At 60.0% G+C, this 15,135-nt stretch carries 12 protein-coding genes and 1 riboswitch; of the genes, 3 read left to right on the top strand and 9 right to left on the bottom strand.

Going from position 1 to position 15,135, the window contains the following annotated elements; all coding sequences use genetic code 11:
• Positions 1-6 precede the first annotated feature (6 nt).
• The 4 genes from D6Z24_RS19600 to D6Z24_RS19585 are packed head-to-tail and all read right to left on the bottom strand — an operon-like array spanning position 7 to position 4,414.
• Positions 7-1,035: a glycosyltransferase family protein gene (locus D6Z24_RS19600; protein WP_129128307.1), complete on the bottom strand. Its 1,029-nt coding sequence runs from the start codon at positions 1,033-1,035 to the stop codon at positions 7-9.
• Positions 1,025-2,281, bottom strand: a complete 1,257-nt coding sequence (locus D6Z24_RS19595; protein ID WP_129128306.1) for a glycosyltransferase family 4 protein — start codon at positions 2,279-2,281, stop codon at positions 1,025-1,027. Before D6Z24_RS19595 ends, D6Z24_RS19600 begins: the two co-directional genes overlap by 11 nt.
• A gap of 60 nt (positions 2,282-2,341) precedes the next feature.
• Positions 2,342-3,196, bottom strand: a complete 855-nt coding sequence (locus D6Z24_RS19590; protein ID WP_129128305.1) for a polysaccharide deacetylase family protein — start codon at positions 3,194-3,196, stop codon at positions 2,342-2,344.
• A 3-nt stretch (positions 3,197-3,199) separates the two neighbouring features.
• Positions 3,200-4,414: a glycosyltransferase family 4 protein gene (locus D6Z24_RS19585; protein ID WP_129128304.1), complete on the bottom strand. Its 1,215-nt coding sequence runs from the start codon at positions 4,412-4,414 to the stop codon at positions 3,200-3,202.
• A 296-nt stretch (positions 4,415-4,710) separates the two neighbouring features.
• Positions 4,711-4,787, top strand: a riboswitch (cyclic di-GMP riboswitch).
• A gap of 179 nt (positions 4,788-4,966) precedes the next feature.
• Here D6Z24_RS19585 and D6Z24_RS19580 point away from each other — a divergent pair.
• Positions 4,967-6,052: a fibronectin type III domain-containing protein gene (locus D6Z24_RS19580; protein ID WP_162605199.1), complete on the top strand. Its 1,086-nt coding sequence runs from the start codon at positions 4,967-4,969 to the stop codon at positions 6,050-6,052.
• A 72-nt stretch (positions 6,053-6,124) separates the two neighbouring features.
• On the top strand, positions 6,125-7,849 hold the full coding sequence (locus tag D6Z24_RS19575; protein ID WP_162605198.1) for a right-handed parallel beta-helix repeat-containing protein: 1,725 nt from the start codon (positions 6,125-6,127) through the stop codon (positions 7,847-7,849).
• 111 nt (positions 7,850-7,960) lie between these two features.
• Here the strand turns inward: D6Z24_RS19575 and murJ are convergent, their stop codons facing one another.
• The 5 genes from murJ to D6Z24_RS19550 are packed head-to-tail and all read right to left on the bottom strand — an operon-like array spanning position 7,961 to position 14,184.
• On the bottom strand, positions 7,961-9,535 hold the full coding sequence (murJ, locus tag D6Z24_RS19570) for a murein biosynthesis integral membrane protein MurJ (RefSeq protein ID WP_129128301.1): 1,575 nt from the start codon (positions 9,533-9,535) through the stop codon (positions 7,961-7,963).
• A gap of 2 nt (positions 9,536-9,537) precedes the next feature.
• Positions 9,538-10,794: an O-antigen ligase family protein gene (locus tag D6Z24_RS19565; protein WP_129128300.1), complete on the bottom strand. Its 1,257-nt coding sequence runs from the start codon at positions 10,792-10,794 to the stop codon at positions 9,538-9,540.
• Between the two features lie 24 nt (positions 10,795-10,818).
• Positions 10,819-11,925, bottom strand: coding sequence for a glycosyltransferase family 4 protein (locus D6Z24_RS19560; protein ID WP_162605197.1), 1,107 nt, complete (start codon positions 11,923-11,925; stop codon positions 10,819-10,821).
• A gap of 31 nt (positions 11,926-11,956) precedes the next feature.
• Positions 11,957-12,700 (bottom strand): tyrosine-protein kinase family protein, encoded by a 744-nt coding sequence (locus tag D6Z24_RS19555; RefSeq protein WP_129128298.1) that lies wholly within the window; start codon positions 12,698-12,700, stop codon positions 11,957-11,959.
• Between the two features lie 26 nt (positions 12,701-12,726).
• Positions 12,727-14,184 (bottom strand): GumC family protein, encoded by a 1,458-nt coding sequence (locus D6Z24_RS19550; protein WP_129128297.1) that lies wholly within the window; start codon positions 14,182-14,184, stop codon positions 12,727-12,729.
• Between the two features lie 270 nt (positions 14,185-14,454).
• On the opposite strand from D6Z24_RS19550, the gene D6Z24_RS19545 reads away from it, so the two are divergent.
• A complete protein-coding gene (locus tag D6Z24_RS19545) occupies positions 14,455-15,108 on the top strand; it encodes a hypothetical protein (RefSeq protein ID WP_129128296.1) in 654 nt (217 codons plus the stop codon).
• Positions 15,109-15,135: the final 27 nt, after the last annotated feature.

Genomic DNA, 15,135 nt, shown 5'->3' with positions numbered 1-15,135 from the left:
TGCGCTCTAGGCATGAGGGGAGGGGGATGGGCGCTTTTCTTCTCCTGCTGGAGTTTCCGTGCAAAAGCCGGCCAGAAAACGGCAGTTCTCCTCCCATATCGCGACACGCTCCCTGTACACTCGCTCCGCTCCGGCAAGGTACTCGTCGTAGTGCTCGATGAGATTACGCACCCCCGCTTTGATCGATTCCGGCTCGTTGGCCACGAAGACCGCGCCGCACGGATAACTCTCCCGCAGCAGACGCCAGTCCGAGAGCACCATGGGCTTTTTCACCGACACCGCCTCGTAGGCTCCCTGCTGCATGGTGTCCTCCGTATCCACGAGCACCATCACCGCCTGGCAGGCATGCAGAAGGGCGAAATATTCGTCATCGGGCAGGAACCCGGTGAAGGTGACGTTCGGAGTACTGCTTCCAATCAGCTCCGGGTCGAGGCGCCCGAAGTTCCCGGTCACCATGAACGAGACCTCGGGGAGTCCCGCCGCCGCGGCGAGTATCTCCGCGATCGGCTCGTCGGGATCGAAGGAGCAGATCACCATGACATGGAAACCGTCGCCGAGCGCGGTGGGTGTGCCGTGAGGTATCTTCATCACGATATCGGAGATGATGCGCGTCTGCGCGCCCCATCCCCGGTACACGGCCTGAAAGGTCTCGTTGGTGATCACCACGAGAGCCGCCTTGCGGGCGACAAGGCGGTGCAGTCTCTGGAAGAGACGCCATCGCTCCGCCAGCGCGCCGGAATGGCTGTCCATGATGAAACGCCCGCCGAAGATCGTGCAGTGCAAGGCGACCGTAGCGGCTGCGAATACGGGAGGATTGGTGACGAGAATCGTCCCGGGACGCTTTTGCCACAGTAAAAACAGCGTCTTGAAGGCCTGTGCCAGGTAGCGAAGCGGAGCGTTCCAGGGCGTTCTTCTCTTCAGCGAGCAGATGAAGTGGCATTCCGCGCCCAGAGCCGCCGCGATGGTTTCGTTTCTCTTGTCATAGGGAAACCACTTGAGAAAGACCGTTCCCCGCTCCGCGCCGTCAGCGTTCATATGGCACCCCCGCAGAACTCCCGTCTGCACCGAAAACGTACCTGTCGAAAAGTCTCAGCAGCGGCTCTATGGTGGTGCGGTTGTCGAAATCCCGCTCGATCCTCCTGCGTCCCCCGGTCCCCAAGCTTGCCCGCAACTCGTCATCGCGGCAGAGCGTGCAGATCGCGGTTGCGAGCTCCTCCGGGGCGTGTGGCGGCACCAACATTCCGTGCCTGCCGTCTTCGATCAGCTCTTCTTGCGCCGTGCTTTTGGTGGTGATGACCGGCAGTCCCGTCGCCATCGCCTCCATGAGGACATTGGGAAGACCGTCGCGCCTTCCGTCATCGGCGATGACGCAGGGAAGGACGAAGATCCAGGCATCGTGGTAAAACCCGATCAGGCCTTCCTGCGGCACGCTCCCTACGAGCCGGACCGTCCCGGAAAGCCCCAGATCCGAGATGAGCCGTTCCAGTTCCTCCCGCATCGGCCCCTCGCCGACGATCACGCATTCGAAGTCGGTCAGCTTTTGCCGCAGCAGGGCACACGCCCTGATCAGGTCCGGGAATCCTTTGGTCGGGCCCAGGCTCCCCACGCTGAGGATCCGGTTGCGAATCCTTCCTTTCTCGCCCGTCGGCGGGGTGAACCTCCTCACATCAAGGCCGTGGTAGACGACGTGGATCTTTTCATCACAGGTCTTCTCCTCCCGGGCGATGAACTCTCTGGCGAAGGTGGAGCATGTCGCCACGAAGACGGCTTCCCTGAGCTTCTCGGGAAGGAGCAGGCGGTCGTGCCAGATGTCGTGGGCGTGGCCGGTGAAGCTGTAGGGGATGCCGGTCAGCAGGTGCACCACCCGGGCGACGGAGGTGGACTGTGAGGCGTAGTGCGAGTGGATGTGCGTGATTCCTTCCCGCACCATGCGGCGGGCCAGCACCGCACCCTCCCCGAAATGGGTGAGGCTGCGGACCCGGTCCCGGAACCTGTTGTGCGTCCCGGTGAGCATCTTGAAAAGGGTGCCCAGGTAGGCTAGGGGGGTGCGGCCTAAGAACCACGCATGGCTCGCCAGCAGTTCGCCGGTCGGTACCGGCAGCAGGTAGGAAGTTTCACCCCGCAGCTTGAGCGCCTCGTCGGAGACCTCCGTTTCGCCTGGCTTGCGCAACGAATAAAGGGCCACCGCAACGTCGCGCCTTTTAAGCTCCATGACTTCGCGATAGATGAAGGTTTCCGTGAGGGATGGAAAGTAGTTGGCCAGGTAGGCGAGCCTTTTCATGCGGTCTCCGTCGAGCTGTAGGTGCGACTGCGGGGCGGCGAGTCGCCGGTTGGCGCTTCGTCACGGCGTTGGATAACTCTTGAGGAACCTCTGGTAAAGGGCCTGGAGCGGGGCGGTCCATGCGAAGCACCCCTCGAGCTTGGCCCGGAACAGCCGCAGGTCGTCGTCACGGCCCACCGGTATCCTTCTCAGGGCGAACACGTCGTCCCTTGGGCCTATGTGCCCCCTCTGCATCGTGCAGCAGCAAACGTAGCCGCTGGCGTGCAGCGCTTCCTTCAGGCGGGCCTTGAAAGACGGCCAGCGCGGATGGCGCAGCGGAAAAGAGTAGGGGAGCGCAAGCGAATGAACCGGGGAGCCGAGCTTTTCCTCGATCGTTCTCTTTGAACGTTCAAGCTCCAGACAGAGCTCCTTTTGGGTGAGGTTCGGGGTGAAGGGGTGTGAGTAGGTATGGGAGGCGATCTCGATCCCGGCCTTTTGCAGCCTGCCGACCTGTTGCCAATCCATAGGTTTGCCGCCGTCGCTACCAAGCCATGGAAAAGGCGTGGAGGCGCCGATATGTCCGGCCGCCAGGAAAACGGTGGCCGGCATTCTGAAGAAGTCGAGCTCCGGAAACGCATGGGTGTAGGTATCGAGATAACCGTCGTCGAAGGTAACGACTATGCTTTTCTCAGGCGGCTCCTCCCCGGCTTCCACCAGCGCGGCCAGTTCTCTCACGGTCATCGGCGAATACCCCTCGTCGGTTATGTACCTCATCTGCTCCTGAAATTCGGTGAGCGTTACCGAATCGGGCAGCATGGAGGCACCACCGTCCTCGATGCGGTGGTAGACCAGCATGGTAGCGGCCGGGGCAAGGGGAGAGTTGATCAAATCGAGGGTGTCGGACAGCAGCACGGATATCTCTTTTTCCGCTTTCATTTCCTAGGTCCTGTCGGCGCCGGGGGCGGCCGGGTCGATCAATTCCTTCACTATGTTCAGGTAGTTCAGCTGAATGCGGTCCCAGCTGTTGTCCTCGACGAATTTGAGAGATTGCCGCACCTGCCTCTTTCGCATTTCCTTGTTCCTGTAGAGATCGGTCACCGCTGCGGCGAGATCAGCGCTGTTGCACGGCTCGAAGAACTTCACCATCTCGTCGTTGTAGTAGAAGCTGTGTCCGGCGGTCCTGGAGATCACGATGGGGATGCCGGAAAAGATGTAGTCGAAGGATTTGCTGCTCACCGCCTCGTTGGAGAAGGTGTGATTTTTGGTCGGTACTATGCCCAGGTCCGCATCCTGGAGCACCCTGGGAAGCTCGTAAAAGGGGACCCCCTCGTGGAAGAACACGTAACCCTCGAGTTTCAGGGTCTCGCATCGACTTTGCAGCGCTTCCAGCAGCCTGCCGCGTTTTGCGGGGTAGATATGAAGCTTTACATGAGGGATATGCCGCTTGATGACCGGCATGGCGTCCAGCAGCGTGTCCACTCCGAAGTGCTCCTCGACGGAGCCGTGGTAATAGAGGTTGAACCTCTCGTTTCGCGGTTCGCGCTCGACGAACTTGAAGATCTCGTTGTCCGGCACGTTGAGCATGACCGAGCATTTTTCCGGGGTCGTCGAGCGGGAGATGAGGGCGTTACGCCAGAGATGGGTCACCGTGATCACGTGGTCGGCGAAGCGTGCGGCAGCTTTCTCCATGGTCTTCAGCATGCGTACCACCGGGTGGGTCTCCTTGACGCCGAGTTTGCGCATGAAGAGCTCAGGACCGATGTCGTGGATATCGAGGATGACCTTCGCTCCGAGCAGCTTCCCGATCACGGTGGTGAAGATGGCGGCGTCGGGCGGCGCTGTGAAGTGAATCAGGTGGTATCTCTTGCTGAAACTCATGTAGGAAAGCAACAGGAAGGTCTTGTTGAAGAAGAAAAAGAGTCTGGCAAAGTAGGCGAAGGTGCTTTTTTCAGCGCCGTACCGAGGCACTATCTTGCGCACCCTCATGCCTTCATAGATGCTGTCGACCTCCTCACTGGGATGCGCCCTAAGGCATATGATGTCGACGTCGAATCCCCCTCTTTTGAGCGTGATCGCCTCTCGGTAAAGCAACTGCGAGAAACACTGGTAGTAAACGAAACAGGCGCGCAGTTGTCTGTTTTTCGACCCTTGCATCAATTCCTCCTCCGGCCCAACAACGTCAGCCTGTAAGGGATCTTCCAACGCAGTGACACGCGGCCCACGCGCTGATCCAGAACCGTTTCAAGATTAAAATAATTTCACCGTGCCGAGTATATCTTCACCCCCGGCCGTGTCAAGGGAGCCCCGGAACAGCGGGCGTCCTGACCGACCGTCCGCCTCTACGGTACCCGGAAGGGACAAAAAGCTGCCCTTAGTGTGACGTTCGTCACCATCGGAGTGGCGGAAGTTTACTAAGCTACACCTGCAACGAACACAAACGAATACGCCGATAACGATAAGACTAGACCACCCGCGAGGGTGGGACGGAAAGCCTATAGGGTCTCACCGAGACAGCCGGGATGCCGAACTATCGCCCACAGACGACTCACGTCTGCCGCCGCAGATCAGGTTCGGTCCAGCTGGAGCCCGGGAACACCCCCCGCGCCGTTACGGACAACTCTTTTACCTTCGATGACTGCGGTGGACGGTTCCGTCCCCGGCGATACCAAGCACCTCCCGGCCAAACCCAGCACCAGGGAGGTAGAAGTGCAAGAAAAGAAGTGTAAGCTGCCACTGTGGCATCGTTCTCCAGTCAACCCCGCATCATTCCTCGCCATTGCCGCCATTATCTTCGCGTGTATCTCGCTCATCCCGGTTTCAAAGGCCTGCGCCGCCCAAACAACCCTGTCATGGTCCGCACCGGCCACGTACGCCGACGGCAGCGCGATGACGGTGAGCGGTTACAAGGTCTACCAGGGCACTGCGAAGGGGGCCTACACGGGTAGTGTGGACGTCGGCAATCAGACCAGCTACACGCTCAGCAACCTCGTGAACGGCTCGACCTACTACTTCGCCGTTACCGCCTACGATGGGGCCAAGACCGAAAGCGCCTACTCGAACGAGATGTCCAAGTCCTTCGGCGCAACCTATTCCATCACGGCCACCGCAGGCCCGGGCGGGAGCATCAACTTCCCCTCAGGGACGAGCGTAAGCACCGCCACCAGCGGCAGTTCCGTGATCAAAACGGCTTCGGTTTCCCAGGGGGGCAGTCTCAGCCTCTCAGTCGCTCCGGCAACGGGGTACGCCATTTCCGGTGTCACCGTCGACGGTGCCTCGGTCGGCGCGGTCTCCAGTTACACCTTCAGCAACGTCACCGCCAACCATACGGTCTCGGCTACCTTCGCAGCTACCACCACAGGGCACTGGGACGACATCACCACCGGCACCTCCGCCTACCAGGACGCCACGCCGAGCTACATGGAGTTCAGCCCGGTGACGGCCGACGCCACCGGCAAGGTGAGCGCGCTGCGGGTGAAAATCTATCAGTACGGTTCCCCGACCGCGATCAGGCTGGCACTCTACTCGGCTGGTGGCACTAAGCTCACCGAGGGTACCATGACCGTTTCCGCGGCAGGCTACGCCACCGTGTCGGTCCCCGCAGCATCGGTCACCCAGGGCGCAACCTACTACATAGCGGCTCAGGCAGCATCGAGCATGCTGTACCGGTTCACCTGCGGGGCGACCACGGGCGGGTACGAGGCGCCCAACTCCTACGGCAGCGGTCTTCCCGCGGTACTTCCGTCGGGCAGGTGGGGCGGCAAGCTCCTCAACGCGAGCATGTACATCCAGTAACCTGCAGCCTGTAAGATGAAGGAAAATACGCTAGACTTGACCGCGGTGAAAACCGCGGCAGAAGGAGAAAAGATGAAGAAGTCGTTGAGACTTTCCATGATGTTGCTCGGTTTCATGCTGTTCGGCTACCTGCAGCAGGCCCAGGCAACCACTTACTACGTCGATTTCGACTACGGCAGTGACGCGGCTAACGGCCTTGCCACCACCTCGAGCTGGAAGAATATCCCCGGAACCAAGACCACCGGCAACAGTGATTTTCTGAGCGCCGGCGGCTGGAAACGGCTGGTGGCGGGGGACGTGGTAATCGTGAAAGGGGGGAGCAAGCACACCTCGCAGGGGGGCGGCATGATCCAGATAGACTCCACCTGGTACGACAACGGTACAGCCTCCAGCCCGATCACCATCAAGGGTGACCCCTCCTGGGGGTCCGGTCAGAGCGTGATCGACGGTTCCGGCATCACCGTCCCCAACTGGGCCGGCCTCGTGAACATCTCGAAAAGGGATTACGTCGTCTTCGACGGCGGCGCCAACGGCATCAAGGTGCAGAACTCCGGTTACAACGGTTTCCAGACCACCGGCAATTACAACACCCTGCGTAACGTCGAGGTGTACAACTCGATCTGGGCGAACGTGATCTTCGTCTCCCCAAGCTACCCGACCACCTTCCTGCAGGGTGCAACCATCGACCGCGTCGTTGCTCACAAAACCGGCATCAACGACGACTGGGCCGCGAACATCTTCCTGACCTACGTCAACAACGCAGTGATCTCCAACTGCACCGCTTACGATTCCAACCTCGGTTCCGACGGCATCCACCTGGGCTCCTGCACCAACAGCTGGGTACTCAACTGCATCGTGCACAACAACGGCGAGCAGGGGGTGGATGTCTCCAAGGACGGTGACAACAAGTACCGCGACGATTCATGGAACGTGACGGTCAGGGACTGCATCGGCTACAGCAACTACAAGCAGAACTTCGACTCCAACTCCTCCTCCCGCGACATCTACTTCATCAACAACACCGCCTGGGACACTGCGGAGAGCGAGAAGGGTGACGGCAACTTCCAGGTGTACGAGGGGGGGAGCAGGGTCTTCTTCATCAACAACACCAGCGCCGCCAGCAACGACTTCGGCTACGGCATCGCCTGGTGGGGGGCGTACTACAACCTTGCTTCCGGCACCTACAACATCTATCTGATCAACAATATCTCTTCCGGCGATACTGGTAAGAGCGTGCAGGTGGAAAACGACTACTCAGGCAGAAGCTACTCTGTCAAATATTACAACAGCCTCTTCAACTCGGCCTACGGCGGCTACGTGGTCACCGACAAGTCTGCTAACTACACCTCCTCCAGCGTGATCAACAGCACCGGCGGATGGACCGGTTCGGCATGCATGTCGACAGACCCTTACTACACCTTGCTTGGCTCGTCCTGGGACACCACGAACCTGCAACTGCAGTCAAGTTCTCCGGCGTTGAACAAAGGGGTCTTCCCTTTCACCACCTCGGCTTCGGGCTCCGGGACGACCATCACCATGAACAAGTTGGTGACCGAGATCGATGCGCGCATGGTCTTCCGCCCCGGCGATACCATCCAGATCGAGGGTAGCGGCAGGTATCAGATCGCCTCGGTACCGAGCGCGAACCAGATCACCCTCACCACGGCGGCGACCTGGCAGGGCGGCAAAGGCGTATGGATGCCGTGGCCGAACCAGAAGCTCGACATCGGGGTGATCAAGACACCGAATACCACCGTCAAGATCCCCTCAGCCCCGGTGCTTCTCTCCGCATCGTAAGCTCAGGCTGACAACCGATCGAGGCGGCGCGGGCCGCCCGGCAGAGACAAAGAGGCCCCGGACTTTTCCGGGGCCTCTTTTTGTTCATCGCCTGCAGACGAATTTCTTCATTCAAGGAGAGCGGGCGGGTTTTCTTTGCCGGATCACGGCGGCTCCCCGTGCGACTTGCCCGGCCTCTTCGTTTCTCAAGAGCACCGCCAGGGTGAGGTAGGCGAGGACGGTTAGCGGTACCATGACGGCAAGTCTCGCCAGCGGGGCGAGGGGAGGGAGAAAGGCATTTTCCGCCAGGCGCAAAAGCGGCACGGCGACGGCAGCAGCGAGCCCCGAGGTGAGAAGCGAACGTCCCATCTCGCGCAAGGGGAGAGCGACATACTTACGGTTCAAGATCGCCAGGAAGGCCGATATGGTGGCAAGGCTCGAGAGAGAATAGGCCAGGGGGAGCCCAAGCTCAGACCAAATCCTCGAGAGAAGAAACGAAAAGGCCAGTTGCAGGAGAGCGCCGGCGATACCGACCTTGACCACAAGCATGGTGTCCTTGTAGGCGTAGAAGACGGGAGTCGTGATGGCGCCGATGACGCCGCCGTACATGACCCCGGCGTAGAGGACGAGGCACTGCCAGGTGAGGTGCGAGGAGGCGGCGTCGAACTTGCCGCGCTGGAAAAGAACGGCGATCCCGTCCTCGCCGCTCACCACGGCGCAGCTTATCACCAGCATCATGAAGAAGGTGAGCCAGCGGAAGGTGCCGCCGAAGGTGCCGCCGATCTCACCCTCCTCCTTTCGTGAGGCGAACTCCGAGACGTGCTGCAGCAAAACGATGGATATGCCCGAGACCACCAGGCTGCTGCACGTGGTCACCAGCTTGAAGGCGTAGGCCAGCGAAGAGATGCTTCCCGCGGTGAACGAGGAGGCTATGAAGCGCTGAATGAGGTCGTCCCCCCGGTAGAAGAGTGCGCCGCATAAAAGGGGCATGATGAGCCTGATCACCCTGCGGGTGCCTTGCTCCAGCGGGAATGGGGATAGTCGGAAGCGCGGTATGTGCCGCAACACCGGGACCAGCATGATGAAGGTGAGGGCGCTGCCGGCCAGCCCCCCCCACGCGGCTGCCTTGATGCCGCTCCCCTTTGCGAACAGCGAGACGACGAGCAGACTGTTCGCGCTGTTTGCGACCTGGGCGAGGGCGGGGTAAAGAAAGCGTTTCCGGGCATAGTAGGTGCTGCCAAGTAGTGCCGAGAGGCCGGAGAAGACGATGACCGGAGTCTGTACACGGAAGAAGGTGGCCGCCTCCCCCTTGGTGGTGTTCGCGAGTCCGGGAGCTGTCGCCCCTATGACGTCCAGCGCCATGATGGAGCTCAACAAGGTGATCGGCAGGAGCACCATGAGGGAGATGCAGAACATGTCGTTCACTATGCGCCACGCCGCGGACTCCTCCCCGGAGGAGAGTTTCTCTACGAACACCGGGATGAAGGTGTAATTCAGGGAGCCGCCGAAGACCGCCACCACCATGGCGGGTATCGTCAGCGACACCAGGTAGGCGTCCATCTGCTCGGTGGTGCCGAAGTAGGACGCGAGGATCACCTGGGTGGCAAAACCGATGGCGGTCGAGAGAAGCGTGCAGAGTGTGATCCCGGCGGAAGAATGCACCAGGCGCCGTACGCCGCGCTTTTGTTGCCCCTTCGTGTCATCCATGGTCACTCCTTGGCAGCACCTTCTGCCGCGTTCACCAGCGCGTCACCAACCCCGAGCATCAGGAAATAAAATGAGCAGATGATCGACGAGGCCCAGGTGAACTCGACCAGGTTGAGAAAGGCTATGCCGACGATGGAGGTGACGATCCAGAGTGCGATGCGTCCCTGTTCTTCGGTGTTGCAACGGGCGAGAGGGTATAGCTTGATGACCGGCGTCGCGAACAGAAGGATGACCGCGATGAACCCGATGATGCCGGTTTCGGCGAAGACCAAAAGAAATACGTTGTGCACCACGTAGACGAAGGACCATCCGTAATCCGGAGGGATGTAATGGTTCATGGCAAACCAGTAGTTGTTTATGCCGACACCGGTCACGAAGTGGGCGCGGATCATCCGGGCGGCGATCAGCATCAGGTACCACCTGTCCTGGGCGGACCCCTGGTCGTCCGAGGATATGCGCGAGTCGACGATGCCGGACAACAGCACCACGGCGACCCCTATCGCCAGCAGCGGGTAGACGTAGGGCGGGGGGCGCTTGATGCGGGCGCTGCGCACGAAAAGGGCAAGGGCGCTTAACGCAAAAGTACTCCAGCCGCTCCGGGAGAAGGTGAAGAGCAGGGCAGCCGAGCCCAGGCAGAGGATGAAAAAGTAAGCGGGGCGGTTCGCCTGCTCGTCATGGAGCAGCTTCACCACCACGAGCAGCAGAACCGGGATGATGAAGGCCGCGAGCGCGTTGGGCACCCCAACGGTGCCATGGCTGCGGATCAGATCGCCGAAGCGGGTGAGTGCGGCATGGGAGCCGGTGCGCAGGAAGCTGTAGTAATCCTGGGTGAAGAACTGCACCGTCGCCAGGCAGGCTTGGAAGCATAGGGCAGCGATGAGTGCGGAGCAGGCGACCGGGATGTACCTGCGATCCTGGAGCACGATCCGGCTGATGCCGTAATAGATGAGGGCCAGTTTCCCGAGTTGGAAGACTGCGATGTACCCGAAGACGGACCAGATCGAGCCGGGGACGGAGATCAGGCATGCTGCGATGAAAAAGGCGATCGGGCGCCAGAAGACCACTCTCGCTCGCGGGCGCGGGAGGTGCAGGGTCTCCAGCTTCCATGCCACGAGCAGGCTCAGAAAGATCAGGTCGGACAGGGTAAAGAGCATCCCCCCAGCCCATCCGCTGAACGCGTCCCTGGACGGCTCGAACAGTGTGTAGTCAATGGAGATCGGTATGGTGAAAATGGCGAGAAACAGAATAGGCTTGATCATGATTATGCCCCGGTTGCCGTGCCGCTACGCCGGTCCGGCATCGATGGGCATCACTACCTGACGTACCACCGGGGCCTGGCTTTGCAGCGAATACCTTTCCTCGATGGTGCGGCGCGCCTGAGCACCCATCGCCCGGCGCATCTCTTCGTTGGTTACCAGCAGCGACAACTTCTCGCACCACTCATCGCTCCCCTCAGCAAGGAAACCGTTCTCCCCGTCGTTAACCGCCTCGGCGTTGAAGCCCACCCGTGAGCAGACGACCGGTAGACCGCACCCCATGAACTGGAGGAGCTTGAAGCTGCTCTTGCCGAGAGTGAAGGGGGTCTCCGGCAGTGGAACGATGCCGATGTCGAAGGAGAGGAGATCGGACATCTCCCTTGCCGCCTCCCACCGCATGCGGGTATGCGGCACTCGAGGCAGCGACACCTCGCCGTTGGTTACGATCCTTATCTCCACCATTTCACCGAGGCTTGCGCCGACCCGCTCCAAGGCAACCTGCACCAGTTCCAGAAACCCGGATGTCTGCGGCGAACCGATCCAGCCGATGACCACCTTGCCTGCGTGGCGATGTCTCTTTACCGGGTAACTCTCGAGGTCGAGCACCATGGGGACCACCATCACCTTCGCCCCGTGGGGGCGGGCGAAACCGGCGAGGTAGTCGTTAGCGACCATGGTGACGTCGCTTAGGCGCACCATTTCTCTTACCGTCTCCCACCCGGGCCTGCGCTCCAGCGGCAGGTTGTAAACCTGCCCGGGCTGCTCGGTGAAGACGGCATCGTCAAAATCGTAGAGGACCCTTTTGCCGAGCCTTTTGAAGAAACTCCACAACGGAAGCCAGAAGATGTCTTTCTGAATGAAGATGGACCGGCTGCGCAGCCCCCAGAACAGGGTGCGTAAAAACCACGGAATCCAGAGGTGGCAATGGACCCTCTTGCGCCTGGGGGGCTTCACCACGCGGTAAGAGATGGCGTTTCGATCGAGATCCTGGAGGTACTGGAAGACGCGGTACCTGCTGCTTGGAGCGTCAAGGGGATCACCCCGCACCACGAAGAGCACCTGGATGGGCCAACGTGAGCTGACCGCCCGCTCGATCGGGGTGAAAAGCGCTGCCAGTGGAAGCTTCCATTGCATCGTTTCCCTCCGGTGGGCCGATTTCAGCCATTCAGTACAGACGCTTGTAGATGCACTCCGGGATGTGGAAGGTCCTTTTGTTGAACACGACGCCCAGGATGGCGCCTCCATGCTCGACGATTCTCATTTTCGCGGCCTCAGCCAGACGCCAGCTCCCTTCCGCGGCGAACACCATGACGACGCCGTCGCAGAACCGGCAGGTGGCGAGGGTGTCCGCAGAAAGCAGGGCGGGTGCCGAATCGATCAGTACCAGGTCGAAGCTCTCTTTGAGCCCGCGGAACAGTGGGGCGAGTGACGCACCGTCCACGCACCAATGTGGCAGTGATGCTTTGGGGGTGATCGGTGCCAGATGAAGGGACTGCTGTTCTGCTTCCACTGGGTAGCAGGCCTTGGTCACCGGCTTTCCGTCTGCGATTGCCTCGATCCAGCCATACGGCTCTTCCAGGCCGAAATGAGTGTGCTGCGATGGGGCATGGTGTGCAGCGTCCAGGATCAGAACCCGCTTCTTGAGCATCCGTGCCGCCGCAACCGCGAGCTCGCGGACCACGGTGGAAACCCCTTCCTTCCCCTTGATGCCGATGAACTGGATGACCCTCGGGGCGTGCGCCGGAACCAGGTTGTCGATGCTGCGGCAAAGTGCGAGCATCTCCGTATCCGTCGTGAACCGGCCCCAACCGTTGGAGTTCTTCGCCGGGGCGGCGCCTTGCTCTTCGCAACCGAAATCCTCCGGCTGCACTTCGTTTTTGTCCTGCCATGGCCAATGGATCGTTTTCAACGCTCGCTCCTTCCATCGCTTGGCGGCTAGAGCCGCTGCCTTATGCTCAGCAGAACCTTGAGTCCCAAACGCCTTTCCACCGCCTGAGGGGTGGCGAGGCCGGGGGTGTAAAACTCCGAGACGATGGCAAGCCCGACCCCTGCGGCGAGGCCCAGGCCCAGCCCCAGCAACAGAACCTTGACGACCTTGGGCTCCACCGGCTCAACGGGAACACTGGCCTTTTGTATCACGCTTACATTGGCTAACTTAAGTCTGTCCATGGCGTTGGAGATGCGGGCCTCCTCGGCACGGGCCACGAATGCCTGGTAGTTCTTCTCGTCGATCTCCTGTTGCCGTTTCAGCCTCTGGATTTCCTCCGAACTTTGCTCCAGAAGTTGAATCCGTTGGGAGACGCTTTTCCCTTCTTCTTGCAGCGCCACAAGCTTCGCCCTTTGCGCCTTGAGTTCGGTTTCGGCGTTGACCAGCTCCGCTTCTGCGCTCCGGTACGCCGGGTCCGCCTCCCCCGGCCTGCGGTTTCGCCTCGCCTCAAGTTCTTTAAGCGAGGCCTTCACCGCTGCCAGCCGCTCTTTGGCCAGCGGTACCAGCGGGCTTGAGGGGGGATAGCTTGCCAGCAACTGCTCCTCTTCCAACTGCATGTTGAGCAGTCTTGCCTCCGCCTCGTCCGTTGGCCTTCGGGTCCCGGGTTCCGATGCGTTGGATCCCAGCGCCAATACCTTTTCCGCTCTGGATTTTAGGACCGGAACCCTGGATGCCAGGGCGTTGATGCGGTTTTCCACCTCTATCTTTTCACTCTCGATCGAAGCTGCCCTGGTGAGCAGGAGCCGCGCCTGTTCTTCCTGGGAGACGATGCCGTTTCTTTCTTTGAACTTTTGCAGCGAGTTGCCCGAATCCAGCAGTTTCGACTGGTAGTGCGCCAACTGGTTTTCGATGAAGGCTGTGTCGGCATCGCTGAACACCTCGAGATGTTTCTCCTTGAAGGCCTCGACCATGAGGTTCACCCCGAGTGCGGCGAGCTGCGGATTCTGGTGCTTGAAGGAGATCTCTATCACGTTGGAATTCTTTACCTCCTGCACCGTGAGGCTCCTGGTGAAGTTCAAAGCAGCGGCCTCCAGCCTGTCCTTTGGGTCCGGCATGTCGACCAGCTCGGGGTAGAGGTTTTCCAGCTTGATGGTGTTGATCACTTTCTTTACCGAATCGAGGCTGGTCAGTACCTGGATCTCCGAGTTGATTATCCCGTCCTGACTGATCATCAGCTGTCTGCCGCCGTCGACTTCGGTGCGGTTGCGGAACTCCCTGCCGATCTTGATCAGCAAAGTGGAGTTCGCCTCGTAAACCGGTGGCTTAGAAAGGGGGAGTGCGATCAGGGCCAGGGTCGTCGCCGTGAACGCCATCAGCATCCTGTATCTGAACCGGAAAAGGATGACGAGCAGGTCCCTGGCGCTGAAAACGACATCCTGCCTGATCTGGTTTTCCTCGGTTTTCATAATTATTCCTTCGCTTCGGAGTGTTCCGGTATCGAGCGAAATGCCCCGTTGAAAATGCCTGTTTGTTAGCGTTGTTTAAGACAGCGAAGATGATAGCCGCAAAGGTTACGGTGTCAACAGGCACGCACCTGCCTAGGCATGCTGAGATTTTCTGCGCAGGGGGAGGGCGAGAAAAACGATGCTTGACAGACGAGAAGCTCCGTTTACGCTCTTGTTCGTTAGGCGCGTTTAACCGGTATGGTGTGGTCAACCCTAGTCATGGAGGTGACGATGATGATGCAGCGAAGGATAAAACGTGACTATCGGCGATTGTCTCCGGCAAAATTTCTCGCCTTCATTTTGACGGTGAGACGTTCCCTCACAAACAACCCAAACTACCCGGATACCTTCTGGGGCGCGAACTTTGCGCTCCTACAGTTGTTACTCGAAAAAACCGATGCATACGAAGGGGCCCATCGGGCAGCCAGCAACGGCGACAGGCTCATGATCCATGACCGGGTTAGGCTGATGGGGGAAATCGTGGCTATCCTGGATGAGATTGCTTCCCTTTTGGATGCCGCCTCGGTGCGGAACCCTGATGCCCTCTTCACCACGGGCTTCTCCATAACCCAAGAACACAGGGCTCACCCCAGGGGTAAGGTGCCCCTGACCTCCTCAAACGACTTTACCGTAATCAACCTCGGTGAACCGGGCAAAGCGATGGGCAGCGCTTCTACCGTACCAGGTGCATTCAATCACGAGATCCATATCAACAGGGGTGACCCTTCTCGCGAGGCCGACTGGTTCCACGGCTCCATGTTCCCCAATGCCTCTGCCATGCTCATGGAGAACCTGATACCCGGTAACACTTTCTTTCGTATGAGGCATCACGGTGCCGATGGCCCAGGTCCCTGGTCGCCGACCACCAGCGTGACGATCACCTGACGGGGCTGATTGCTGACAGCCCTCCCT

It is taken from the genome of Geomonas oryzae, from assembly GCF_004117875.1.
GTDB classification, from domain to species: domain Bacteria; phylum Desulfobacterota; class Desulfuromonadia; order Geobacterales; family Geobacteraceae; genus Geomonas; species Geomonas oryzae.
Note: the sequence above shows the minus strand (reverse complement) of the source record. Positions and strands in the feature narration are given on the sequence as shown.

Coding starts and splice junctions, on each gene's coding strand:
- D6Z24_RS19600 (WP_129128307.1), bottom strand. CDS start 1,035: ATGAACGCTGACGGCGCGGAGCGGGGAACGGTCTTTCTCAAGTGGTTT.
- D6Z24_RS19595 (WP_129128306.1), bottom strand. CDS start 2,281: ATGAAAAGGCTCGCCTACCTGGCCAACTACTTTCCATCCCTCACGGAA.
- D6Z24_RS19590 (WP_129128305.1), bottom strand. CDS start 3,196: ATGAAAGCGGAAAAAGAGATATCCGTGCTGCTGTCCGACACCCTCGAT.
- D6Z24_RS19585 (WP_129128304.1), bottom strand. CDS start 4,414: ATGCAAGGGTCGAAAAACAGACAACTGCGCGCCTGTTTCGTTTACTAC.
- D6Z24_RS19575 (WP_162605198.1), top strand. CDS start 6,125: ATGAAGAAGTCGTTGAGACTTTCCATGATGTTGCTCGGTTTCATGCTG.
- murJ (WP_129128301.1), bottom strand. CDS start 9,535: ATGGATGACACGAAGGGGCAACAAAAGCGCGGCGTACGGCGCCTGGTG.
- D6Z24_RS19565 (WP_129128300.1), bottom strand. CDS start 10,794: ATGATCAAGCCTATTCTGTTTCTCGCCATTTTCACCATACCGATCTCC.
- D6Z24_RS19560 (WP_162605197.1), bottom strand. CDS start 11,925: ATGCAATGGAAGCTTCCACTGGCAGCGCTTTTCACCCCGATCGAGCGG.
- D6Z24_RS19550 (WP_129128297.1), bottom strand. CDS start 14,184: ATGAAAACCGAGGAAAACCAGATCAGGCAGGATGTCGTTTTCAGCGCC.
- D6Z24_RS19545 (WP_129128296.1), top strand. CDS start 14,455: ATGATGATGCAGCGAAGGATAAAACGTGACTATCGGCGATTGTCTCCG.